Genomic DNA, 24708 nt, shown 5'->3' on the forward strand with positions numbered 1-24708 from the left:
ACTGTCAACTTAGTAACCCAACGCTATTGAGAAAGAGAAAAAAGGCGTTTAATTGTGGAAAGAACACCCGACTGCGCATTACTTGGCGCAATGTGTTTTGCGTGTTGCTTTACCTCTGGATGAGCATTTTCCATGGCATAAGATTCACCGCTAACTTGAAGCATTTCAACGTCATTAAAGAAGTCACCAAAGCTCATGGTTTGCTCATAACCAAAGCCCATCGTACTTTGTAAATGCTCGATCGCTGCACCTTTTGAAGCGCTTTTATCCATCACGTCGAGCCATATTTTGGCGCTGACGACCACTTGGTGAGTGCCACCGAATTCAGCATTAAACGTCGGTGCTACATTAGCCTCAGTGCCACCAAAATGCAGCAGCGCCACTTTAATAAACTGATCATCTACGCTGAGCAAATCTTCCACCTGAGTACGTTTGGCGTAGTATTTTTGAATTTCTTGGTGCGCATTAGGATCTGTCGACTCAATGTATGCACCCGACTTACCGCACAGCACAATGTGCACACCATCTATTTGTCTCGCGACCTCAATCACTCGAGTAATATCCTGTCGTTCGATAGTATTGCTGTACAGCTCTTGTCCTTGGTGCATCACCATGGTGCCATTTTCGGCAACAAACAGCATCCTATCTGCGATAGGAGCGAAGGTATCTTGCAAGCTGTAATACTGCCGACCCGACGCTGCTGCAAATAGAACATCTTTTTTTGCCAACTGTTCAAACACATCAAAAAAATCAGGGTCCAAATTACCAGAAGGATCCAACAGTGTGCCGTCCATATCGGCAGCAATAAAACGGATATCAGGGGTAGTCATTACGAAACTCACTAGAGATTGAAGCGCATTCATGCGCGATGAGATGGAGTATAGGGGGTGTATGTCAGAAAAAAAAGGGTACGAAATGGCAGAAAATATTTCCTCAATTCTTCTTTTTTCGGCTTTGAGTTGGCGTAGAGGAGTGTGTTAACCGATCACGTAGTACTGCAGCATGATCAATGGCTAACTTAATCGAATTAGCCAAATTGATGTTTCGGTAAACCCGCATTTCCAGCGACATCTCTTCATCGCTTAATGTTCTTTTGTATTGCAGCTCCCCACCCATAAAATCGTAATACTCAAAACCACTTTTTTGAGCAGCCTCAATCAACATATGGTGGGTGACTAGACCTGGTTTTAGGTGCTTATCGGTAAAGGTGTAGTTAAATGCGCTCAAATAGAAATACGCACATCCTTTGAAGTGAAAGTTATAGATATAACCAAGGTGATGCTCACCTGCAGACACTTTGACTAACTGAACAATGCCTTGTGGGACGCCTTTCATCGCTAGGCGATGATGAAAATCTAAGAACTTGGGGTTATTGAAGCCACTACTTTTTCCCCAGCGCTCTAAGTGATACGGGGCGCAGTCGTTAAAAAACTGATCAATGTTTTCGACATTGTAGTGAGTAAACTCAACGCCTCCCATACCCTTATACCGTTTTTTACTGCGCCGGATCTGATAACGGGCGTTTTTTGATAAAGTCTGTTTTTCATATTCTGAGAAGCTATGATAGCGATGCAGGTTCACTCGATAAGCCATCGTACTCCATATTGTGCGCTGACTGTGCTTAAAGAGACCAGAATGGGCAAGTACCTCCTGTTTCGATACGCCTATTGAAAAGCCACCGCGCTTTACTACATTGTCCATAACGTACTGATTCAGCAGTGGCCTTAGTTGGTCCGCTAGCTCGGTATCCAGCAAATAGTCATTATACTCGATCCAGATTTGATCAAGATCTCGCTGGCCAGTGCGATGGAGATGATAATCTTCAAATCCGGGCAATGGTGAATTCGAAGGCGTCTTCACAATAATGCCAAGACCGACTGGCACACCGTGATCGCTCTTTGCAACCACCAAAATAAAATCAGTGACGAACACCTCAAGCCAGGTTCCGATCCAAAACCAACTTAAAAACACATTACTTGGCGCTCGATTTTCGAGCTCGCACCACAACTCCCGCACGAGGGTTAAATCGGGCGTATCAATATGTTCAATAGTCATTGAGGTTGATAGGTCAGTTTGTGGTGAAGCCAGTTCCATTAGCTCTACTCATAATTGATGTACTGAATAGAGTAAAAGAGCCGCATCAGAAGTCTTGTAACATTTATAAGATCGAGCAAATTGAAGCCGCATATAGCGATTTAAAATGTGCACGTCTCAAAAGTGTGAGGGCAATTTTAAACGCACAAGCAAATGGTCAAATATATTGGCCCATTTCCCAGACTACTCAAACTCTATTTTTTAAACACCATCACTTGTGTTCGCAGTTCACCTTCAGGCACTGTGTTTGGCGAATCCAAAAATCGCTCCATGCCTAAAATGGCTTTAGATGTTTTCACCTTATAATGACGTGATGCCATCATCACCATCGACCAAGCATTGCCCAAATAATTGTACGCCCCTGTATGCTCAACCGCATAAGCCTGTGTGGTAGGAAGTTGTTTCACTACAAATGGCTCAGAGAGATCAACTGGGGATTCGATTGGCAAACAGGTTTCGAACTCAGAGTAACTGGTGTTCATGTCCATTTTGGTATAAAGCGCAAACAATGGGCCATTCGGCACCACTTTTTGCTCGGTTACCAGCTGAGTTAGCGAGTCGATATGACCTGGCATCACCTCTTTCATTTGTTCAATGGTTGCCCCGCCGCGTAAAGAGACATAATGCGTCGCATCTATCGTTAGATCACCAAGTAAACTCAGCTTACTCTCCACCTTCCCAGTCTCTATTTTTGCCTTAAGCATTCCCAGGCCACGGTCGTAATCCATGCCAATCATGTTCTTAAACAAGTTTTTTAAGAAGAATAAAAACCAAGGAACTTGGCTGCCCATGATCCACGATACTTTACAACCGCCATCCACTGCGTCAAATTCAAAACCCACTTTAGCCTGCGATTTAAAAGGACGAAGAAACCTTAAATCCATGTTAAGTGTGCCTGGCTTGACCTCGACCAACTGCATTTCACCAGAGCCAACTATCTCTCCATCCCATGTGTAACTGGCTCCTTCACTGCCTTGATCTCCGCTATACACTAACGGGCAATCTGGCTCGGTGATTAACCATGGCGACCAACTTGGCCAATGGGTGAAATCTGCAACAAACTGTTGAACCTGCTCGGGCTCTGCATCGATAACAATAGACTTTTTAACCTGGTACTTTAGCATCGAATTTCCTTATTCTTTGTTTCTTAACCTTGTTTTTACTTTGGCGCGTCGCTCTGTAACCGCAAGTATAGACGCTCATGGCACACATACTATGATGACTGAGTCTGCTCAAGCTTGCGCTTAGATTACCCTTGATTAAACGCTTCAAGAAACTCAGTTCCAGCTAGCAAGCCCAACTCATAGTCATGCAGAATGTCCGTTTTGCTGCTCATCAAGCCTTTGCTTTTTAGTGGAACCGTCGGCGATATCTCATGCAATGTGACTCCTTCTGGTGGAGTCTGAATGAACTGACGCACAGCGTTATGACTCACGTAATGTTGCACAAGCATATCCATATTTTTATTGCCAGTAGATGTTTGCATCAACCGTTGTTGCTGCTGAGCAACCAATTGCGTCAACGTGTCTTTGTCGGGCAGCCAATCAGGGGTCACAGAGTCAAAATTAGGCAACTTAATTTCGTGGCTAAGTTCTTCTATTTTTTTAGAAAACTGCTTTTGAAAGTCGAGCAATTTATCACGATGACCGTGCAGTTTGTATTTGTCGACATACGGAGCAAGGCCTTCTTCTAATTCTTGACGAAAACGACCTAGTCTCAGATCTTTTTCTGCCTCTTCAACCGCAGAAGTCGCAACCGTAATTTGTTCTGCCGCAGACTGCTGTGATATAGGCTCTGTAGAAATAACAACAATGTTTTTGAAGCCCCTTCGATACGCTTCCTCAACGGGTATGGTCGCAGTTACGCCACCATCTACCCATTTGGCGCCATCAAATTCGACGTCACGGAAGTAGAGCATAGGAATCGCGCAGGTCGCTCGCAACACATCAAACCAATCCTCAGAAAAAATCGGGTAATAGTAATCCTTTACCTCATCGACATTAGTAATACATGCGAGTGCCTCACGGTCACCGCCAAGGTGGCGCCGGCCCTTTTCGATGTCGAGTGGAAAGTCGCCGCTATTTACAAACTCAAACGCCCAATCAAGATCCATCGGCTGCTCTTTTTTCACAAACTTATTGAAATCAAAGAAGCGCTCACGCGTGGTGTAATTAAGAATGAAGTCGAGGCCTAACCCAGGCTGCCCTGCCACAAATGCCGCAACGTTTAGAGCGCCTGCACTAGTGCCTAAATACAATGAAAATGGGTCAAAGTTTTCTTTTTTAAACTTATCTAATACCCCAGAAGCAAAAGCGCCTTTTTGACCGCCACCTTGAACGGCGAGCGCGTATTTAATGTGTTGATCCATTGGGTAACTGCCTATTTATAATTAGTATTCGACTCTAAAGTAAACGATAGTGTACACTTTAGAATTCCAGTCAGTAAAGCTTGTAGAATGAAATGTTGGCAAATTTGAGAGGCATTTACCTTGAGCAAAATGAGAGAAGCAAAACAGCACGATATCTTCAATGCTGCCATGACGCTATTTTCGGAAAAAGGATTCGATCAAGCGAGCATGGATGGGATTGCAAAGCTTGCTCGAGTGTCTAAACGTACACTGTACAAATACTTCCCAACCAAAGATAAGCTGTTTGAAACAATTGTCGACTCACTGATGAGCAATTTTGAACAACATTTGCCCGTCGACTTTGACCGCAACACGTCCATCTCAGATCAGCTGTTTGCGATTTTGAGTGAACGCATGTCGTATTTGCTAGATCCACAGTTCATCCAGCTATCGCGGCTGGTCAGTGTCGAGTGCATGAAACAGAAACGATTTGCAGAAATTGCGTTAGCGCAACTGCAAACGATTGAAGGTGGGTATGGGCTACGGCATTGGGCTAAACAAGGCGTAGAACAAAACAAACTCTCATTGTCGGAGCCGTTACTGGCTATTGAGCAGTTAATCGGTTCAATAAAGGGGACGTGCTACTGGCCATCATTAATGACCCATCAAGACCCTGTCACCAGAGCAGAGCTTGATCAAGCTATACGATTTGCCTGTGATAGCTTTGAGTCTGCACATAGTCGCTAACGCGATAACGCGATTAACATTTGCAAAGAGGTTTACACCGGTAAACCTCTTCAAAATGTATCAGCAACGAGACCTATTAATTCACTGCTAAAGCAGCTTTCCAAATTATCGACGAGCGATTGCCTGTTCTGCAAAAGGCAAGTACGCGCTGATGCTGCTGCATAAATTGATTGAACTGTTCAACCATTGGCATGGTGACTTCGGGGCCATTCATTGGGATGGCGACAATGTCGATACCTTGGTTAGCGGCCTCTAACATAAGTTCATCAAATAGCGGCTGTCCCTGTTCTTCCCCATTGGGTCGATTACACACGATACCGTCAAAGCCCATCTCTTTTATCGTCGCAATATCTTGCACCGCAATTTGTGGGCTGACTGAATAATTTTCTGCAATTTTAGTAATGTTCATCCATGTTCTCCTGCTTGTTCAAATAATGTTCTGCAATTTACAGGGCATTAAGTGGAATCTTTAGATAGCTTACACCATTATCTTCTGCTGGGGGTGTCTCACCTGCTCGCATATTGATCTGGACCGAAGGCAATAAGAGAACCGGCATAGCTAATGTGGCATCTCGCTCGCTGCGCATGGCAACAAAGTCACTTTCCGCTGTCCCATTGGCAACATGGATATTACGTGCTCTTTCATCACCCACTGTCGTGACAAATTGGTGCTCACGTCCACCCGGAGCATAGTCGTGACACATATATAATTGAGTCTGCTCGGGTAGCGATAAAATTTTGCCAATGGACTGGAACAGCTCTTCTGCACTCCCCCCTGGGAAATCACAACGCGCCGTGCCCATATCAGGCATAAATATCGTATCTCCCACAAACGCAGCTTCCTCTTCTACAATGTAAGTGGCGCAGGCAGGGGTATGTCCAGGAGTGTGCCAAGCTTTTGCGGTTAGCGAACCTATGTTGAAGGTTTCGTTATCATCAAACAGGTGATCAAACTGGCTGCCATCGGTTGCAAACTCGGGTTCGGCATTAAATACACCTTTGAATACGGCTTGAACCTGATTGATTTTAGAGCCAATGGCGACTTTGCCACCCAATTTTGATTTTAGATAAGGTGCCGAAGAAAGGTGATCTGCATGAACATGCGTCTCCAATATCCAGTCAACCTTAAGTTGATGGCTATTAATGTATTCGATCACTGCATCTGCAGATTGAGTGCTGCTTCGTCCAGACTTAGGGTCATAATCAAGGACGGGATCGACAATAGCACAATGCTGCGTCTCTGGATCGATAATCACATGAGTATAGGTTGAGGATCCTTCATGGAAAAACGTTTCAATCTTCATAACACTTCCTTTCATTGAATTAATCTAAATTAGCGTTTGCTAATCAATGAAAATAGCGTAAGATAAAAATCAAATATTAGCAACATCTAATTTAGAAAAAACTTAATACGGGAGGCAGGGATGATTCATGTAGTCGCAGGAGCAATGAGCATTGGCATAACTCTAGGCTTGTTAGGTTCGGGAGGCTCTATAGTGACAGTGCCTGTGTTGGCCTATTTAGTTGGCCAAGAGCAAAAAGTGGCAATTGCAGGGTCATTAGTCATTGTAGGCTTAATCAGCTTTATCGCTTCTCTGCCGCTTATTAAACGTAAGCAGGTCGATTGGCACAGTGTGCTCTACTTTGGTGTCCCAGGCATGATAGGGACGTACTTAGGAGCATGGGCGGCGGGATTTGTTAATGGTGATGTGCAGTTTATCGCCTTTGCTGGGGTGATGGTGATTGCCGCCTACAAAATGCTGCAACCAAAACAACAAAGCGAGTCCGATGGCGACACAAAACGCTCAATAACAAAAATTGGTCTCGACGGTATTCTGGTGGGCTCAGTTACTGGGTTTGTTGGCGTAGGTGGAGGGTTTTTAATCGTTCCCGCGCTCGTCATCCTCGGCGGATTAACCATGCAGCGCGCTGTCGCCACCAGTCTTGTCATCATTGCAATGAAATCACTGTCTGGTTTTATTAAATATCAGCAAGTCCTTGATGCTAATCAACTGCACTTAGATTGGTCTGTCATCGCATTGGTGACCATCATTGGTATCGTTGGTAGCCAAGTAGGAACGCAGCTTAATCAGCGCATTCCTCAGCAAGCGCTAAAAACTGGATTTGGCATTTTCTTGGTGCTAATGGCAGGCTACATAAGTTGGCAGACTGTACCAGCACTCATCTAGCACGAAGCTCAAGTAAAAAAGTCCCTATCTAGTCCGACTAGGTAGGGATTTTTTGTTGCGTTTGCGCCTATGAATTGCTGTGGATTAAACGAGCGAATGCATCATAGGTTTCTTGGCATGACATGATGCGACCATGTCCTTTACCTTGCGTCGTTACTAGCTCGACATTGTTGGAGCTTTGACTGGCTTGTTCTGAAACGCTATGACTGGCAAAACGGTCATTTTCGTCATGTACAATAATGGTCTTCGATGCTCGACGCTTTAAATGTGCCTGCGGATCAATCGAATTGAGTGGGTAACTGTATTCAGCTTCAATTTCTTCTACCACGGCGGTAAATAGCTTTATCGAGTATCCTGAGCGGGCAACACTGCCAAATAAGTTTTCGAGATAATTAAGAACAGGTGCAACCAACAGTAAAGGCACGTTTTGCATTTTTGCATGTCGACACTCTAACGTCGCAGCAGCACCCATACTATGAGACACCACGCCAGCCAATTCATCTACGCTATCAAGTATCGTTTCCAGTCCATGCACAAAGGCTGGAATGTGCCCATAGGCTCCATCACTTTGCCCATGAGCAGGCTGATCATAAGCCAGTGCCGTAAAGCCACTTTTGGCGATTTGTTCCATTAAAGGAAAAAACTGGCTGGCACTACCGGACCACCCATGATTAAGTACCCAAACAGGACCTTGGCCTAGTGAGTAGGTTGTTAAAGCACCGTATTGACTCTGCACAGAAGCAACCTGCAAGTCCTTCGGTGATTCGTTCTTCGGCTTGGCTCGAACCGGTGTTAACAACAATTTTCTGGCGGTTTTCTTAGCGTGCTTAGGAGCTAAGGTATGATGTAATCGTGTGGTTGCATTGATCAATTGTTTCTTGAAGTTAAATCGATTCGAAGTGTTAAAGTAGATTTTGTCGCTCATCCGTACTGCTCTTATGTGATCCTTGGTACAACATGCCACTGTTGCTCAAAAATAACAACTTATGGATGGTTTCTCATACATCTAATTTGATGAACGAGTTCCCCTGAAAGATTACTCGATAACCAAACTGCCATCATCGTTAAACTGCCATGAGTCCGCATAAGCAACTTCCCACAAATGACCATCAGGGTCTTGAAAATACCCACTAAACCCACCCCAGAAAACCAACTGTGCTGGCTTGATGATGGTGCCACCCGCTGCCTCCGCTTGAGCCAACACCTGTTCGACTTCGTCTTTGCTTCTCGTATTATGGGCTAAAGTAACCGGTGAACCTTGCGCATTGCCAATAGACACCGCTCTGTCGGGAAACTCTTCAGCAAGTTTGTCTAATGGATACAGCGCTAAACAGGTTCCAGCGGTTTTAAAAAACGCAATCTCAGCGCCATATTCGGCAGAGGTATCCAAACCTAACCCTTCTTTGTAGAACTTAATTGAACGATCTAAATCCTTCACGCCAAGAGTGATGATACTGATTCTTCCTTCCATGAGATGTCCTATCGTCTATGTTTATCTGGCCCATTTTACAGGCCTGACTCAGCCTCAAACCATAACATGTTTTAATTCAGCCTGCCCGACTTAACAATTTGATAACAAATCTGTTCTGGTAGGCTGTTGTTTTCTGTTATAAATCTCTCACGCAGTCTATTGTCATCTTATACAAGGAGTTACTATGAGAACGCTGCAGCAATGGCTAGACGCCTATGGTGAGAGTCACCAAAATGGCACCAATCGTAAAATCCATAAAGTAGCGGTACCCGGCATTTTCTTATCCATCGTCGGCCTCATTTTTTCTATTCCGCCTCTAGAGCTTTTTGGCCTGAGCTTAAACTGGATTTGGATAGTGTTGCTGCCCGTTATGGCGTTCTATTTAAGCCTGTCAATGAGTGTTTTTCTTTCAATGCTGAGCTTTAGCTTACTGTGCATTGGTATCGTATTTGTGTTGCAAGAGCAGATCAACATTTTCAACTGGTCAGTCGGTTTATTTGTGGTGTTGTGGATTTTTCAGTTTATAGGTCACAAAATTGAGGGGAAAAAACCTTCCTTTTTCGATGATGTTCAATTCTTATTGATAGGACCAATTTGGGTGTTTAAACAAAAGGTATAGGTGTAGTTATGGATCTCGGTGCATTTTCAGTCAGTCTCAACGTAAAAGATATTCATCAATCTTTTGATTTTTATCAAAAATTAGGGTTTTCAGTGTTTGGTGGGGATATTGACCAAAACTGGCTTATTCTGAAGAATGGAGAAACCGTCATTGGACTATTCCAAGGCATGTTTGACAAAAACATGCTCACCTTTAACCCTGGTTGGGACAGCAACGGTAAAGATACCGAAGCATTTGACGATATACGAGCTATCGAAGAGTTATTGCTTCAACGCGGTATTGCGCTAGATGCGACTACAGCTGCGGCCACTGGACCCGCGCACGTAATGCTCACTGATCCCGATGGTAATCCAATCCTCATTGACCAACATCGAGCCACATGAACATAACACTAGATTTAAATCCAAGTGCCCAAGATATCGAAGAGATCCGGTTAGGGCTTGTTGAGCATAATAAACCTCATTTAGGAAACTTGAGAGAGCAACCCGTTGCCTACTACTGCTACCACCCAGACAGCGCTAAGCAAAAAGTTGCAGGGGTGTGCGGTGAAATTAGAGGCAATTGGCTGATGATCCAATTCTTATGGGTCGCTCCAGACTTTCAGCTTCAAGGCTTAGGCTCACAATTGCTCACTAGTATCGAAGGCTACGCACAGTCATTAGGGTGCCATTCAGTATTGCTTGATACTTTTAGTTTTCAAGCTCGTCCTTTTTATGAAAAGCACGGCTACATCGCTCAAATGACATTAGAAAACTTTCCTGAGAATCACGAAAAATATTTCTTAATTAAGAGCTTGTCGTCCAAATAGACTAAAGCCGACACAGTCATGTCGGCTTTTCTATCTTTGCTAATTTTAGGCCACAAATGACAGCACTGGCCCTAGTAACATAAACAACGACACTAACCCAACAATCGGTAGTTTCAACTGTTTTAGTAGCAAAAACCCAAGCAGTACCGCAGCCATATCAAGCCCGCTGAACACCGCGCTAGAAACGACTGGCTGATACAGCGCAGCGGCAAGTAATCCCACAACCGCCGCGTTAACTCCAGCAATCGCTCCAGCAACCTTAGGCCGCTTAGCTAGCTGCTGCCAATGGCTCAATACACCAAGCAGCAGTAAAAACCCTGGCAGAAAAATAGCCATGGTTGCTAACAATGCACCTGCGATTGGGCTGTTTGGCAACAAATGAAAGCCTAAGAAAGTCGCGAGCGTAAACATAGGTCCCGGCACGGCTTGCGCGGCTGCGTACCCCGTCAGGAAGGTTTCGGTTGTCACCGCATCGCCCAAGCTATTTTGTAGTAGCGGGAGCACCACGTGACCACCACCAAACACCAAACTTCCTGCCTGAAAAAACTGTGAAAATAGGTTGATGCTTTGGGATGCAGCGCTCACCAGCGGTAATACCAATAGAAGGCCCAAAAATAGTGCCAGCGGCCAAGGGTTTACCTTTATAGGCGCGTGGGCTGTTTTGTCCGTTGACGAGAGCGCAGACATGCCCACCAGGGCCGCCACTACGAGCACCAACATTTGACTGACTAACGACGGCGCGATAAGCAACACTATAGCGGTGCCGAAGGCGACAGCAATAGAGGTGCTTTGCTTACAGAAGTTTTTATACATGCCCCATGTCGCATCGGCGACCACCACCACGGCGAGTAATTTAAGTCCATGGACAACTTGTTCAAACAGTGGCACACCCATAAGCTCGGCACTTGCCGTCGCAAGAGCCACCATTATTGCAACCGACGGTAAGGTAAAACCTACAAAGGCTGCTATCGCACCGGGTAAGCCACCACGGTGATAACCCACCGCAAAGCCAACTTGGCTTGATCCTGGCCCCGGTAAAAACTGGCTTAACGCGACAATTTGCGCGTAATCACTATCGGTTAACCAGCCACGTTTTTCTACAAAAGCTTGGCGGAAATACCCTATGTGCGCGGCAGGCCCACCAAAACTGACCCAACCCAAAAAGAAAAAAATCTTAAATATCTGAAACATCGGTATCCATCAATTGACTATTGAATTTGTGTGAGGCTAGAGTAAGCTGACAGCAATAATGACTCAAATTGATAGTAATAATACTTAATATGAATAGTATTGATAGTGTGGAATCTAGAAACTGGCGAAATGTTGATTTGAACCTCTTGATCGCGTTTCACTATTTGTTTAGCAGCCAATCTGTCTCTCTGGCTGCACAGCAAGCTCATGTGAGCCAATCGGCGATGAGTCACAACCTAGCAAAACTCAGAACGTTATTTGACGATCCTCTTTTCTATCGGCGCGGCCATCAAATGCTGCCAACAGAATACGCGGTCACGCTCGCCCCAAAGATCAAACATATTTTGAGCCACATTGACCAAGAGTTATCTCACAATCATCAATTTATTCCGTCTCAATTTGATGGGCAGTTCAAAGTTGGGCTGACAGATTACGCGGAATGGCTATTCGCCCCAGCCATTTACGACCATCTGCGCCAACTCGCTCCTTCGGCACAAATCCTGTTTCATACTATCAATCGAGATAATTATCAGGCTTTGTTTGATAAACAACGTATTGACGCCGCGATAGTGGGATTCACCCCAGCGTCGACGGGCTTCCTGCGTCACACTTTGTACACTGAAGACCATGTTGTTTTGTTCGATTCGACGACCGTAGATCGCCAGCAGCTTGCTACTGCTAAAGGGTTTGCTCAACTTCCGCACGCATTGGTAAGTCCCGACGGTAGCGTAGCAACCAAAGTCGATACGATATTGAACGACCTTGGGCTGACTCGACAAGTAACAACAACCTCTGCAAGCTTCATGTCTATCAGTCGAATGTTACAAGGTCGCAGCATCGTCGCTACACTACCTTCTCAGCTGGCCAAAGCCCTTCAACAGCATAACCAGTTAAGTTACTGCAAGCCGCCCATAGAAATGGGTGGGTTTGACGTTTCTCTTATTTCGGAGCGGCACCAACACACCACACAAAAGGTACAATGGCTAACGGGTGAGCTATTAACGCTATTTAAAAAAAACTGACCCAATACTGAAACATTGCCCTTTTAGACTTAGCTGAAGTTTTTACACATTTTAGCTTTGAAAAATTATCAAGAGGTGCGAGGATGAGCGAAATTGTTACCAGCATGTTGGAAGTTAGTGTAATGCCCATTCATTCTCCGTTGTTAGTTGTCGGTCATCGTGGACTTTCTGGTCACTATCCTGAAAATACCGCAAGCAGCATTAAAGCGGCTGCAGAAGAAGGACTCTCTTGGGTCGAAGTAGATGTCCAACCCACAAAAGAAGGTGCCTTGGTGGTCACGCATGATCACACCTTAGAGCGCTGCAGCAATGGAACAGGTCGTGTCGACGAACATACCTTGTTGGAATTATACGAGTTAGACTTCGGGGTATGGAAAGGCCCTCAATTTGAAGGGGAGTCTATTTTAACCTTAGAAGCGTTACTGCATCTCGCCCAACAGTACGATTTAGGCATCAACTTAGAAATTAAACTGGATCGTTCTCAGCAGTCTGATGACACCATTAACAGTGTGGTAGATAACTTGCTTAGTACTCTTGAACATTGCGAATTTTCCAGCGACAAAGTAGTGATATCGAGTTTCTGCCAAGCAGCACTTCGCGAAGTTCGTCGTCAGTCAAGCAGCGTGTGTATTGGTGTGTTAGCGGATCGGTTAGGTAAAGATCATCTTCAGCTAATCGAAGAATTAGGTGCCTACAGCTGTCATTTGAATCATTTTTGGGTGACCGAAACTCAGATTTCAAAACTAAAAAAGCTAGGGGTTAAAGTTTGGTGTTACACCGTAAATAAACCGCACAAATTCAAACACCTAGATCAAGTTGATGGCATTTTTACAGACTACCCAGAACGCTTTGCAGGTATCATATCAACCAAAGCAATTACCTGATCACCCTTGCTCGTTAATTACTACGATTGGTATCAATGGCCGATAGCGCTACCTAGGCGACGATATTTCTAAACGTAAAGTTGAGTCTCAACTGTTGCGCCACTTTCGTCTTTGGCAAGGCGTGCATCCAGTGATGTTGAATGGCGCCTGCCATCACTAGCAGGCTGCCAGATTCTAGCCAAAGCTCGTGTTTAGCACTTGTCTCCTTGTGTTTGAACACAAACTTTCTGCGTTGTCCTAAAGTGACGGAAGCAATTGTCGGCTCCTTACCCAAAGCGGCTTCGTTATCTTGATGCCATCCCATGTAGTCGTCGCCATTGCGATAGTAGTTACCCAACACACTGTTAAACTCTGTTCCGCACACAGACGATACAGCTTGTCGCATCATAGCAAGCGATGTAGGAAGCTCGCGCGGCTCTATAGTAAGACCTGAATATTGATAAGCGCGGCTTCCGTAACCACAAATTAGCCTAGGCTGATCTATCCATCGGCCAAATAACCGAATTTGCTTTTGTTGCCAATCCAATTGCTCAACACATTCGTTCGTCAACGCCTTAGCGCCAGTAGGCGAAATGAAATTAGGCAATACCGCAATGCTACACCGACTCTCATCATCAACCTGTTTCGGCAAGGTTAACCACGCTAACGGGCTGTTCAGGTTATACATTGTGGCTAATTACCAAAGATTTGGGTCATCAAACGCTGCAACCGCCTTTAGGGTCATGCTCATGTCGGCGATATTCTCAGCAGCCAAGCTTTGCCCAAGCCACCCCATAGGGTGACTTAAGGGCTGAGGTGCAACAATCTTGTTGTTATCGATTTGCTCAAAGCCGACTTTTCCATAAAAATTAGGGTCCCCATACGTAAAGAGAAGCTCGACACCCTGTTCGGCCAATGCTGTGCGAGCAAATTGAATCAACGCCTGTCCCACACCTTGCCCTTGCGCCCTAGTAGCTACAGCAACAGGAGAAAGTAGATACGCACTCTGTTGAGTCGAGGTTTCGAGCTTAGTCAAAATGATCGCGGCTTGTAATTCAGACTCTGTTGCGCCAAAAACTTCAACCAACGACGGTTCGGTGGTGCTGAGAATTGCGGCAACTAAACCGCTGACGACCTGCCCTTCTTCGGCACTTTCTGAGTCGGTAAAGGTCTCTAGAAATAGAGTTTTAAGTGATTCAATGTCTGGATGACTAATGTGAGAATAGTCCATACTCACTCCTTAGTGGATTTGTTTCATTGATTATACTATCAAAGAGAAAGTCTAGGCCGAATAAAGTCAATAAACGCGGTGATCCGTTTAGACAGTGTAGACGACTTATAGTACACCGCATTAACGCGCTCTCTGCCTGTATTACTGATAACGAAAGGGTGAAGTAAGCTCACCAGCCGACCCTGCTCGATGTCTTGGTTAACCATAAAACCCGATAAACACGCTATTCCATTGCCAGCTATTGCCAGTTGACGCAAGGTTTCACCATTGCTCACCATCAATTTGGGCACAACCGTTTCCATTGGCAATGGCCATTGATTTAAGGTTTTACTCTCAGTAAAGCCGAGCAGTTTGTGCTGAGACAGATCGCTTACCTGTTTTGGCACGCCGTTGATGTCCAAATAAGAGGGCGAGGCGACAATAAACAGTGGACTTTCGCCTAGCAACGTAGAGTAAAGCGTAGAATCTTGCAATTGGCCGATGCGGATCGCAATATCGGTGCGTTTTTCCAGTAAATCGACAATACCTTCATTAGAGGTTAATTCTAATTCTATCTCGGGGTACGCCGCATTAAATTCGGCCACTAGAGGCACAAGTTGATGCAATACAAACGGGCTAGCAGCATCGACTCTTAAACGTCCTTTAGGCTGGTTTTTACGCTCAACGATCTCTGCTTCTGCCTGCTCAAGGTACGACAGTCCTTGTCTAATTTGCGCGGCAAACTGTCGCCCTTCTTCAGTCAACTCTATGCGACGAGTGGTTCGATTAAGCAAAGTAACCCCGAGCTGTTTTTCAATTTTACTGACGGTACGGGACACCTTGGCAACCTGAATATTTAACATCGACGCGGCGGCAGAAAACCCTCCACTATCGATAACGGTTAGTAAGATATTCAGTTCATCTGAGCGTGTGCGCATCGCTATCCGCCTCGTTCATGGGTTGAGTTAGGTTTAACTTCAAATATAGCAATAATCGACGAGATCTAGTGCAATATTTAGCAACAATAATTTGATGGCACCAACTTTTTATGAACAGCGTACGTAAAAACAGTGCACAATTTCTTCAAAGCCGCTAAAATCTCGCCAATTATCCCGACACATATGAACACCGCGTTACCGCTACTATCATGAAATTTTTGATTGCCTTTATTGCTCTATTCAGTCCACTTGCCAACGCCAGCGTTGACCTCGTCAAAGTGGTTAAATCGCAAAACCGTATGTTTCTTATTTACGATGGGCAAGTCGTCAAAGAGTATCATGTAGCGTTTGGTCAAAACCCTAAAGGCCATAAACAAGAGGCCGGCGATCAACGCACTCCCGAGGGTAATTACACCTTAGATTTTAAGAAAGAAGACTCCGAATTTTACCGAGCAATGCGCATCTCCTATCCAAACAATTACGATAAGATCATTGCTAAAAATAGAGGGGTGTCACCAGGTGGACACATCATGGTGCATGGACAAAAAAATGGTTTTGAACATTTAGAGTCATTTACTCAAACTGCAAATTGGACCGACGGTTGCATCGCACTTACTAATCGTGAAATGGATGAGTTTATGGGGCTAGTGACTATTGGTACCCCTATTGAAATTCGTTGGTAATTCTTTCTTAACCGGTGACATTTGGCCCAAAAAAGAAGGCCAGCCTAAGCTGACCAATATTTGTCGTGCGACCGCACAAATGCCTTTAACTTTTAGACAGTAAGTGGTCGTAAATCATCCCTGTTTGCTTAATATCGGCGTCACAGGGACCCAGCGAACTATCGCAGATCCTTACGCAGAATCTTACCTACCACCGATTTTGGCAACTCATCACGAAACTCCACTTCCTTTGGCACTTTGTAGTTGGTTAGGTGCTTCTTGCAGTGCTTACGCACTTCCTCAACGCTGATTGGCTGATTGGTCACTACGACAAGTTTTACGCGCTCCCCTGTTACGTCATCGCTCACGCCAATAGCACCGGCTTCAACAATGTTTGGATGCAACGTAGCAACGGATTCGACTTCACTTGGGAAAACATTAAAGCCCGATACCAAGATCATGTCTTTCTTGCGGTCCTCGATATAAAAGAACCCGTCTTCATCCATACGACCGATATCACCTGAGCTAAACCAGCCGTCCTCAGTCAATACCTGCTTTGTCTCTGCTTCTTGATTCCAATACCCCTGCATCACTTGGTCACCACGAATCTGGATCTCGCCAATGCCCCCCAGTGGCATAGGAACCCCTGAATCATCGACAATTCTGAGCTCGGTACTTGGAAGCGGAACGCCAATGGACGGCTTAAAGTGCTGCTGAGTGTGAATACCACCTGCTACAACAGGGGAGCATTCTGTCAGACCATAGCCTTCTACCACCGTCATTCCTGTTATCGATTGCCACTCTTCTGCAACATGTTGCTGCGTCGCCATACCACCAGCAATGGTTAAATTGGCACTGCTAAAATCTAGTTTTTTGAACCCTTCGTGACGATTGAGTCCATTAAGCAGAGTGTTTAAACCAAAAAACGTAGTAAATGGGTAGCGGCTCAGATCTTTCACAAACGCGTCCAAATCACGAGGATTGGTAATCAGTAAGTTGGTTGCACCCATGTGCATCATCAGCATCATGCTGACTGAGTTAGCAAAAATATGATAAAGAGGAAGTGGCGTAACCACATGTTCTTTGTCGCGCAACGTACGTGGAGAAAAGTGCGCATCGACTTGCAAGACATTGGCAACAATATTGCGGTGAGTTAAAACTGCACCTTTTGCCACACCGGTCGTTCCACCAGTGTACTGCAGGTAGGCTATGTCATCACCCGACAGTTCTGGCGCATCAAACGGCAGCTTTTTACCGTTAGTGATCACTTTTTTCAGTGAGATCGCATTGGGTAGGTGATAAGCAGGCACCATCTTTTTAATGTATTTGACGGCAAAGTTCACTAACGTACGCTTGTAGGGTGCAAGTTCATCACCGATGTGGGTGAGTATTACGTGTCGTAAACTGGTTTTACTGATCACTTTTTGTAAATTGTTGCCAAAGTTAGTCACTGCAACAATGGCACTGGCACCAGAGTCGCGCAATTGATGCTGTAGCTCTGTTGGCGTATATAGAGGATTCACATTGACAATCACTAAGCCTGCTTTTAATGCACCAATCAAACAGATTGGGTATTGCAGCAAGTTTGGCATCATCAATGCTATTCGCTCACCTTTTTTCATGCCCAATTCATTTTGCATATAGGCAGCAAATGCGTCACTCTTTTCGTTTAGCTCTTTGTAAGTCAAACTCTGCCCCATATTGACGAAGGCAGGCTTATCTGGATAGGTTTCAAAACTACGATCGAACATCGACAGCGCATTGGGGTATTTGTCTGCGTCGATCATTGCAGGGACATCTTTCGGGTAACTTTTCAGCCAGAGTTGTTCGATCATGTATATTCCAAAACAAGTAGTCATTTTTTCGAGCAATAGAATACTCTATATCTAGGTAGATCGACCTCAAATGACCGAAAAATTGCGATCAATTGCTAGTTTTACACGCACATTGTGCAACTTTCATCCAGCGACCTACTGCAGTAAGTCGCACCGCTGCCGTCTATTAACCTCCACACTTTCAGCGACTATGGACAATATGCAATGCCACCGCTATCGTAAACAAAACCGTTACTAACCTTGGATCTAGATGAAAGACTACAATGCGTTACAAGTTTTTTTGATACTGATGCAAACCCATTCAACGAAACGAACGGCGCAGCGACTAGGTCGCTCTCAATCATACGTCTCCAAAGTACTGGCTCAACTCAGAGAGAGTTTGGACGATCAGCTTTTTATCAGAAGCGCAGACGGCCTATTGCCAACAACCTACGCTAAGAATATAGCGCCTAAGTTGCAGGAAGCGTTTGATCAAATTGGCGTTGCTCTATCGCCGGAAGTCTTCGACCCTAAACAGGTAAATAAAGTCACATTGCACATTGTAGACATTTACCTCACCCAGATCGGTAAAAAGCTCATTCAAGCGATTCGAGCCCAAACCGATGCGATTATAGAGATTAGAACCTGGACAAATGTCACCGAATCTCTTATCGAGCAGGGAGACGTTGATATGGGCTTACACATTTTAGGGGACAAGCCACAAAGCATTTATCAAAAGCGACTGCACAGTGGCGTTGGAGTCTTTGACGGCAATCGCTCAGGCGAATACGTAAAGTACATCGTCAACGCCGTAAACGACTACCGAAATCACTACAAAACGATTGATCCTAGCATTGAAGCAACATTGATCATTGATAACCACCATTTAATGACTCAATTACTCGATAACTGTTTTACCCTTCGCTACCAGCCCACAATTGACGATGTCGATGGTGTAAAACTGTCGCTCGATGTTGCACTTATCATGAAATCCACCAAGCGACAGTCACCCAAAAGCCTCTGGCTAATGAGCATAATCGAGCCGCTGGTGCTCGACTACATTAAAGATTGGAACGAGAAAGACGGCTTTTCTTAGTCGCCACTTTTCAGTTCAATCACCAGTGCTTGATAGGGTTGCAGCGTTATCGATGCTAAACTGGTCGGGTCGAGGTCATAGTTATTTAACACAACCGACCCAAGTTCGCCCTGATATTGCCTCTCAACGGTATCTTCACTGAAGTTTGCAATGACCAAAAGCTGCTTACCATGAAAACAACGTAAATAGGCGTACACATCGCTGTCATTCGGGTCAAGCAAGGTGTAACGTCCATACACAATCACATCACCATATTGGCCGCTTTTACGTAACTCAATCAATTTGCGGTAGTGATGGTAGATAGAATCTTGGTCACCTACGGCTTGTTGGGCATTAATGGTCGAATAGTTATCGTTGAGTGGAAGCCAAGGCTGACCATCGGTGAACCCCGCATGCTCAGAGTCTTGCCACTGCATAGGCACGCGCGCGTGATCACGTGAATAACGATTAAGAAAGTCGAGTGCATCTTGCGGTTTTACCCCTTTATCCATAAGTTTTTGATAATGGAACTTCGCCATTAAATCGTTAAACTCATCGATAGAGGTAAATTGTTTGTTGGTCATGCCTATCTCTTCACCTTGATAGACATAGGGTGTACCACTCATCATGTGGAGCACTGTCCCCAACATTTTAGCGCTTATAACGCGATACTGTTCGTTATCGTTACCGTAACGGCTGACCGTTCGAGGTTGGTCATGGTTGCTCCAGTAGACCGAGTTCCAGCCTTTTTGGTAAAGGTCAATTTGCCAGCGGCTCATGATCTCTTTGTACTGAACGAGATCGAAAGGCTTAGCGACAGCGTTGTGTTCTTCACGATCAATACTCACGTGTTCAAACTGAAATATCATGCTGATTTCTTTGCGATCAGGATGCGAATAATAACGACCATCTAACGTGGTAGTAAAGGGGGTTTCCCCCACGGTCAGGACATTATAATCTTGCAACACCCGCTGGTTCATTTCACGCAGGTATTGATGACAAAGATCGTTATTAGCCCAGTGCTCCCAACCCGCGACACCGGAGTCAAAAATTGTCGCGTCGGGGAAATCGGCAGGTTTACCGATCATATTGATGGTGTCCATTCGAAAACCACCTACGCCTTTATCCAACCAAAATCGCATCATTTGATAAATGGCTTCTCTTACTTCTGGGTTTGCCCAGTTAAGATCAGGCTGCTTATTGGAGAAAAGGTGCAGATAATACTGACCAGAATCTTCATCAAAGGTCCATGCTTTGGGTTTAAAGAAGGATTCCCAATTGTTAGGCTCGCTACCATCTTCCTTAGGATCTTTCCAGATATACCAGTCGCGCTTCGGGTTATCCATACTGCTTTGGGATTCTATAAACCAAGGGTGCTCGTCCGAGGTATGGTTTGCCACTAGATCCATAACAATTTTTATTCCGCGCGCATTGGCTTGTGCGATCAGTTCATCCATATCTTGCATTGTGCCAAACTCTGGAGAGATCGCTAAATAATCGGAAATATCATATCCATTATCGTCCATTGGGGACTGATACACAGGGCTCAGCCAAATGACATCCGCACCGAGCTGAGCAATATAGTCTAACTTTTGAATGATTCCTCTCAAATCACCTACACCGTCACCATTACTGTCATTAAAACTGCGCGGATAAATTTGATACACCACGGAGTTATGCCACCACTTCCTCATAACTTGTTGTTTTGTAGTAATTAGCTCGCTCATACGTGACCTACTGTGCATTGAGAATATGCGCTTTAGTCTAGCGTTTTAAAACGTAGCTGTAACAAAGGTTGGTCACCAAACGTGCGGAAAATTGACTATCATCAAATTTATTGTTTGTTTTTCAGCCAAAAAGCGAGATCGCGCACACATCGGTACTTTTTGCACAGCAAACTTTTTACAGGGGTATATGGTTATTGGGGAAGTATATAATTAAGCAAATCAGAAGTTTGCATTCCTAGCACTTATGTAACATCACTTACATGGAGTTGACGATGAAATCTACCCTACTCTCTACCGCTGTAGCACTCGCTATAGCCTCTACCTCTACCTTTGCTGCCGATCTTATGTTTGCCCCTGGCGAAGACGATCGTTTTAACTGGCAAAGTTTTGAAGAACTAAAAGCAATGGATCTAAAAGGTGAAACCATCACTGTCTTTGGTCCATGGCTAACTGCCGATAAAGATTTAGTTGAAAGTGTCATCGCTTATTTTGAGGCGGCTACTGGCGCGACCGTAAATTACTCTGGCTCTGACAGCTTTGAGCAACAAATTGCCATTGATGTGCAAGCTGGTAGTGCACCTAACATTGCTATTTTCCCTCAGCCTGGTCTTGCGGCTGATCTTGCGTCAAAAGGATTCTTGACTCCATTAAGCGACGAAACTGCACCATGGCTAGAAGCCAACTACGCCGCTGGCTCTTCATGGGTCGATCTTGGCACCTTTGCAGGTAAAGATGGTAAAGATGATCTGTACGGCTTTTTCTATAAAGTCGATTTAAAATCACTCGTTTGGTATGTACCGGAGAACTTTGAAGATGCCGGGTACGAAGTGCCTGAGACTCTAGAAGATCTTAAAGCACTTACTGAGCAAATGGTCGCAGATGGTGAAACGCCATGGTGTGTTGGTTTAGGTTCAGGTGGTGCTACAGGTTGGCCTGCAACCGACTGGGTTGAAGATCTCATGCTTCGCACACAGTCTCCACAAGATTATGACAAGTGGACCACCAACGAGCTTAAATTTAACGATCCTAAAGTGGTTGAAGCTATCGACGAGTTTGGTTGGTTTGTACTAAACGACAAATTTGTCGACGGCGGTTCTCGCGCTGTTGCGGCAACCGACTTCCGTGATTCACCGAAAGGAATGTTTACATCACCTGCGAAGTGTTACATGCACCGTCAAGCGTCGTTTATTCCTAGCTTCTTCCCAGAAGGTACTGAGCTAGGTATGGATGCAGACTTCTTCTACTTCCCAGCGTACGAATCTAAAGACTTAGGTAAACCGGTTCTAGGTGCGGGTACTATGTTTAGTATTACTAAGGATTCTAAAGGTGCACGTGCCTTTATGGAATTCTTGAAATCGCCTATCGCGCACGAGGTATGGATGGCTCAATCGGGCTTCTTAACTCCGTACAAAGGCGTGAACATGGACGCTTACGGTAACGATACGCTTAAGAAACAAGGGGCTATCTTACTTGATGCAACCACATTCCGCTTTGACGGTTCAGACCTAATGCCGGGTAAAATTGGCGCAGGCGCATTCTGGACAGGCATGGTGGACTACAGTGGTGGTAAACCTGCTAAACAAGTGGCCGATGAAATCCAGAAAACATGGGATGCACTGAAGTAATTCCATCGACAATGGGCTCCTTTTGATATGACAAAGGAGCCTTTCTTGATTGATCAGCTCGTCAATAACTAACGAATAACGCGAGGTCACGATGGAGCAACTCTATACATCACTGATTATTATGGTCATAGGTGTCGCGACCTGTGCGTTTTACTATGTTTTTTCTAATTGGCTACTGACTGTATTTTTCCCAACACGTAACGTCGCCAATGCAAAGATGGCCAAAAATATACGCCGCGCGGCGGCTATTAGACCTTGGCTGTTTCTCTTTCCAGCACTGGCCTTTCTTACCCTTTACTTGATTTACCCTGTATTTGAATCGTTTTACTTATCATTGCATGACCGCAATGGTGACCAATTTGTCGGACTCTCTAATTACACATGGCTATTTCAAAACCCTGAGTTTCAAGAGTCTTTGGTCAATAACTTGTTGTGGCTGTTGGTTGTACCTGCCGCCTCTACCTTCTTTGGGCTCGTGATCGCCGCACTGACCGATAAAGTCAGCTGGGGCAACATTGCCAAGAGTCTTATTTTCATGCCGATGGCCATCTCGTTTATCGGTGCATCCATCATCTGGAAGTTCATCTACGACTACCGAGGGCCAGGCTCTGAGCAAATTGGTCTTCTCAACGCCTTCGTCGAATTTTTAGGCTTTGCTCCTCAAGCGTGGATCACCATTCCGTTTTGGAACAATTTCTTCTTAATGGTGATTTTGATCTGGATCCAGACGGGTTTTGCAATGGTGATTTTGTCAGCGGCGCTACGCGGGATCCCAGAGGAAACCGTCGAAGCGGCTGTCCTTGATGGCGCTAATGGCGTGCAGATTTTCTTTAAAATTCTCATCCCTCAAATTTGGGGCACCATCGCTGTGGTATGGACCACGATTACGATTTTGGTTCTCAAAGTATTCGATATTGTACTGGCCATGACCAATGGTCAGTGGAGCACTCAGGTTCTCGCCAACATGATGTTTGATTGGATGTTTAGAGGGGGCGGTGACTTTGGACGTGGCGCAGCGATTGCGGTGATTATCATGATTGCCGTTATTCCTGTGATGGTTTGGAACATGCGCAATGCCAGCGCTGAAATGGAGGATAGATAATGAGCTCAGGGACTCCAAAAGCAGCGAGTTTTAGCTTTAGTGCAATGCGTCGCTCGCCACTCACTATACTGGTTCATGTGTCAGTATTGCTCATTGTCATAATGTGGACTCTACCCACTGCTGGCTTGTTCATTTCGTCATTTAGAGACAAAGACCAACTTGCTCTTTCTGGCTGGTGGACCAGCTTAAGTGCTTCCGAGCAAAACTTAGTAGCGCGTACCGAAGATCCTGACCAACAACGTGAAATGGATGGGAAGTTTATTTTAGAAGGGCAATTACTTGTCGCAGATAAGCCCACTGAAGTGATGGCGTTTGGCTTTTCGTCGCGTGAACCCAGTAAGTTCCTACCGGGTGAAACCGCAGAGATGAAAAATGGCACACTCACTGTGACTGAAGACGGGCACTATCAAATGATCCAAGAGGAGCCCTTTACAGGCTCACGAGGTAAGCGGGTATTCTATACCGCGGTCGTTCCGCCAAAGTTTGGATTGGATAACTACCGAGAGGTACTTACTTCAGAAGGGATTGGCCGCTCATTCATCAACTCACTGACCGTTACCATTCCTGCGACTGTTATACCCATCTTAATTGCGGCCTACGCAGCCTACGCGTTGTCGTGGATGAAGATGCCTGGTCGGAGCTTATTGCTGGCGGTTGTGGTTGGCTTGTTGGTCGTGCCACTGCAAATGTCACTCATACCGCTATTGAGATTATACAACGATATTGGCGCCGTTTTCGGTGTAGGGGCTAAGACGTACCTGGGGATATGGCTCGCGCATACAGGGTTTGGCTTACCCTTAGCCATTTATCTGTTGCGTAACTATATATCCAGTTTACCGCGAGAAATTATTGAGTCGGCCAAAGTTGATGGGGCAACAGACTTCGAAATATTTATGCGGATTGTATTGCCACTATCGTTTCCTGCTCTGGCATCGTTCGGCATATTCCAGTTTTTGTGGGTTTGGAACGATCTGTTAGTCGCCACAGTATTTTTGGGAACCGGAGAAGAGCATATGGTGTTAACCGCTCGTCTAAGAGAGTTGCTCGGTTCGCGTGGTGGTAACTGGGAAATCTTGACTGCGTCGGCGTTTGTGTCGATAGCCGTACCTTTATTAGTCTTCTTCACACTGCAGCGCTACCTCGTTAGAGGACTGCTCGCTGGCTCTGTGAAATAGATACTTTTTCGTTGTACCTGATTAAAGAG

26 protein-coding genes are annotated in these 24708 nt (G+C 45.2%); 12 read left to right on the plus strand and 14 right to left on the minus strand.

Annotated elements, in window-relative coordinates:
- Positions 1 to 23: 23 nt before the first annotated feature.
- The 4 genes from ST37_RS16625 to ST37_RS16640 all read right to left on the minus strand — a co-directional run bounded on the left by ST37_RS16625 (position 24) and on the right by ST37_RS16640 (position 4462).
- Entirely contained in the window at positions 24 to 830 is an 807-nt protein-coding gene (locus ST37_RS16625; RefSeq protein ID WP_084888472.1) for a Cof-type HAD-IIB family hydrolase, read from the minus strand.
- A gap of 103 nt (positions 831 to 933) precedes the next feature.
- Positions 934 to 2094 (minus strand): GNAT family N-acetyltransferase, encoded by a 1161-nt coding sequence (locus ST37_RS16630; protein ID WP_084888474.1) that lies wholly within the window; start codon positions 2092 to 2094, stop codon positions 934 to 936.
- 194 nt (positions 2095 to 2288) lie between these two features.
- A complete protein-coding gene (locus ST37_RS16635; protein WP_084888476.1) occupies positions 2289 to 3218 on the minus strand; it encodes an SRPBCC family protein in 930 nt (309 codons plus the stop codon).
- A gap of 125 nt (positions 3219 to 3343) precedes the next feature.
- Positions 3344 to 4462, minus strand: a complete 1119-nt coding sequence (locus ST37_RS16640) for a patatin-like phospholipase family protein (RefSeq protein WP_084888479.1) — start codon at positions 4460 to 4462, stop codon at positions 3344 to 3346.
- Between the two features lie 129 nt (positions 4463 to 4591).
- On the opposite strand from ST37_RS16640, the gene ST37_RS16645 reads away from it, so the two are divergent.
- Complete coding sequence (locus tag ST37_RS16645; RefSeq protein WP_084888481.1) at positions 4592 to 5188, plus strand: TetR/AcrR family transcriptional regulator; 597 nt, start codon at positions 4592 to 4594, stop codon at positions 5186 to 5188.
- Between the two features lie 76 nt (positions 5189 to 5264).
- Here ST37_RS16645 and ST37_RS16650 read toward each other — a convergent pair whose 3' ends face one another.
- Together ST37_RS16650 and ST37_RS16655 are read right to left on the minus strand one after the other, a co-directional pair.
- Positions 5265 to 5597 carry a TIGR01244 family sulfur transferase gene (locus ST37_RS16650; RefSeq protein ID WP_084888483.1) on the minus strand — a complete coding sequence of 111 codons (333 nt, stop codon included), beginning with the start codon at positions 5595 to 5597 and terminating at the stop codon, positions 5265 to 5267.
- A gap of 37 nt (positions 5598 to 5634) precedes the next feature.
- Positions 5635 to 6492 (minus strand): MBL fold metallo-hydrolase, encoded by an 858-nt coding sequence (locus ST37_RS16655; protein ID WP_084888485.1) that lies wholly within the window; start codon positions 6490 to 6492, stop codon positions 5635 to 5637.
- 120 nt (positions 6493 to 6612) lie between these two features.
- Between ST37_RS16655 and ST37_RS16660 the strand changes: the two genes are divergently transcribed.
- On the plus strand, positions 6613 to 7377 hold the full coding sequence (locus tag ST37_RS16660; protein ID WP_084888487.1) for a sulfite exporter TauE/SafE family protein: 765 nt from the start codon (positions 6613 to 6615) through the stop codon (positions 7375 to 7377).
- Positions 7378 to 7444: 67 nt separating this feature from the next.
- On the opposite strand, the gene ST37_RS16665 is transcribed toward ST37_RS16660, so the two are convergent.
- Both ST37_RS16665 and ST37_RS16670 read right to left on the minus strand, forming a co-directional pair.
- A complete protein-coding gene (locus ST37_RS16665; RefSeq protein ID WP_084888489.1) occupies positions 7445 to 8302 on the minus strand; it encodes an alpha/beta fold hydrolase in 858 nt (285 codons plus the stop codon).
- 111 nt (positions 8303 to 8413) lie between these two features.
- Positions 8414 to 8848, minus strand: a complete 435-nt coding sequence (locus ST37_RS16670) for a VOC family protein (RefSeq protein WP_084888491.1) — start codon at positions 8846 to 8848, stop codon at positions 8414 to 8416.
- Between the two features lie 184 nt (positions 8849 to 9032).
- Here ST37_RS16670 and ST37_RS16675 point away from each other — a divergent pair, with 184 nt between their 5' ends.
- Genes ST37_RS16675 through ST37_RS16685 form a run of 3 tightly spaced genes read left to right on the plus strand, consistent with a single transcriptional unit; the run spans position 9033 to position 10275 of the window.
- A complete protein-coding gene (locus tag ST37_RS16675) occupies positions 9033 to 9467 on the plus strand; it encodes an Mpo1-like protein (protein ID WP_084888493.1) in 435 nt (144 codons plus the stop codon).
- Between the two features lie 8 nt (positions 9468 to 9475).
- A complete protein-coding gene (locus ST37_RS16680) occupies positions 9476 to 9850 on the plus strand; it encodes a VOC family protein (RefSeq protein WP_084888495.1) in 375 nt (124 codons plus the stop codon).
- Complete coding sequence (locus ST37_RS16685; protein ID WP_084888497.1) at positions 9847 to 10275, plus strand: GNAT family N-acetyltransferase; 429 nt, start codon at positions 9847 to 9849, stop codon at positions 10273 to 10275. The genes ST37_RS16680 and ST37_RS16685 overlap by 4 nt, the downstream gene beginning before the upstream one ends.
- Positions 10276 to 10320: 45 nt before the next feature.
- Here the strand turns inward: ST37_RS16685 and chrA are convergent, their stop codons facing one another.
- Positions 10321 to 11466 carry a chromate efflux transporter gene (chrA, locus tag ST37_RS16690; RefSeq protein ID WP_084888498.1) on the minus strand — a complete coding sequence of 382 codons (1146 nt, stop codon included), beginning with the start codon at positions 11464 to 11466 and terminating at the stop codon, positions 10321 to 10323.
- Positions 11467 to 11555: 89 nt separating this feature from the next.
- Here chrA and ST37_RS16695 point away from each other — a divergent pair, with 89 nt between their 5' ends.
- Positions 11556 to 12488: a LysR family transcriptional regulator gene (locus ST37_RS16695; RefSeq protein WP_084888500.1), complete on the plus strand. Its 933-nt coding sequence runs from the start codon at positions 11556 to 11558 to the stop codon at positions 12486 to 12488.
- An 83-nt stretch (positions 12489 to 12571) separates the two neighbouring features.
- Positions 12572 to 13372, plus strand: a complete 801-nt coding sequence (locus ST37_RS16700) for a glycerophosphodiester phosphodiesterase family protein (protein ID WP_242426342.1) — start codon at positions 12572 to 12574, stop codon at positions 13370 to 13372.
- A gap of 52 nt (positions 13373 to 13424) precedes the next feature.
- Here the strand turns inward: ST37_RS16700 and ST37_RS16705 are convergent, their stop codons facing one another.
- Genes ST37_RS16705 through ST37_RS16715 form a run of 3 tightly spaced genes read right to left on the minus strand, consistent with a single transcriptional unit; the run spans position 13425 to position 15499 of the window.
- Positions 13425 to 14039, minus strand: a complete 615-nt coding sequence (locus ST37_RS16705) for an alpha-ketoglutarate-dependent dioxygenase AlkB (protein ID WP_084888502.1) — start codon at positions 14037 to 14039, stop codon at positions 13425 to 13427.
- 9 nt (positions 14040 to 14048) lie between these two features.
- The gene (locus ST37_RS16710) at positions 14049 to 14582 is read right to left on the minus strand and encodes a GNAT family N-acetyltransferase (RefSeq protein ID WP_084888504.1); all 534 of its coding nucleotides are present in this window, start codon (positions 14580 to 14582) and stop codon (positions 14049 to 14051) included.
- A 38-nt stretch (positions 14583 to 14620) separates the two neighbouring features.
- A complete protein-coding gene (locus ST37_RS16715) occupies positions 14621 to 15499 on the minus strand; it encodes a LysR family transcriptional regulator (protein ID WP_084888505.1) in 879 nt (292 codons plus the stop codon).
- A 209-nt stretch (positions 15500 to 15708) separates the two neighbouring features.
- Here ST37_RS16715 and ST37_RS16720 point away from each other — a divergent pair, with 209 nt between their 5' ends.
- Entirely contained in the window at positions 15709 to 16182 is a 474-nt protein-coding gene (locus ST37_RS16720) for a L,D-transpeptidase family protein (protein ID WP_084888507.1), read from the plus strand.
- Between the two features lie 158 nt (positions 16183 to 16340).
- Here ST37_RS16720 and ST37_RS16725 read toward each other — a convergent pair whose 3' ends face one another.
- Complete coding sequence (locus ST37_RS16725; protein WP_143698237.1) at positions 16341 to 17996, minus strand: AMP-binding protein; 1656 nt, start codon at positions 17994 to 17996, stop codon at positions 16341 to 16343.
- A 250-nt stretch (positions 17997 to 18246) separates the two neighbouring features.
- On the opposite strand from ST37_RS16725, the gene ST37_RS16730 reads away from it, so the two are divergent.
- Positions 18247 to 19071, plus strand: coding sequence for a LysR family transcriptional regulator (locus tag ST37_RS16730; RefSeq protein ID WP_084888509.1), 825 nt, complete (start codon positions 18247 to 18249; stop codon positions 19069 to 19071).
- Here the strand turns inward: ST37_RS16730 and ST37_RS16735 are convergent.
- The gene (locus ST37_RS16735; RefSeq protein WP_084888511.1) at positions 19068 to 20777 is read right to left on the minus strand and encodes an alpha-glucosidase; all 1710 of its coding nucleotides are present in this window, start codon (positions 20775 to 20777) and stop codon (positions 19068 to 19070) included. The two genes, ST37_RS16730 and ST37_RS16735, sit on opposite strands and share 4 nt — an antisense overlap.
- 272 nt (positions 20778 to 21049) lie before the next feature.
- Here ST37_RS16735 and ST37_RS16740 point away from each other — a divergent pair, with 272 nt between their 5' ends.
- The 3 genes from ST37_RS16740 to ST37_RS16750 all read left to right on the plus strand — a co-directional run bounded on the left by ST37_RS16740 (position 21050) and on the right by ST37_RS16750 (position 24679).
- A complete protein-coding gene (locus ST37_RS16740) occupies positions 21050 to 22402 on the plus strand; it encodes an ABC transporter substrate-binding protein (RefSeq protein ID WP_084888513.1) in 1353 nt (450 codons plus the stop codon).
- Positions 22403 to 22493: 91 nt separating this feature from the next.
- Entirely contained in the window at positions 22494 to 23504 is a 1011-nt protein-coding gene (locus ST37_RS16745; RefSeq protein ID WP_084888515.1) for a sugar ABC transporter permease, read from the plus strand.
- Positions 23504 to 24679 carry a carbohydrate ABC transporter permease gene (locus ST37_RS16750; RefSeq protein ID WP_084888517.1) on the plus strand — a complete coding sequence of 392 codons (1176 nt, stop codon included), beginning with the start codon at positions 23504 to 23506 and terminating at the stop codon, positions 24677 to 24679. The genes ST37_RS16745 and ST37_RS16750 overlap by 1 nt, the downstream gene beginning before the upstream one ends.
- The last annotated feature ends 29 nt before the right edge of the window (positions 24680 to 24708 follow it).

Source organism: Vibrio sp. qd031, from assembly GCF_002100145.1.
Classification (GTDB): Bacteria; Pseudomonadota; Gammaproteobacteria; order Enterobacterales; family Vibrionaceae; genus Vibrio.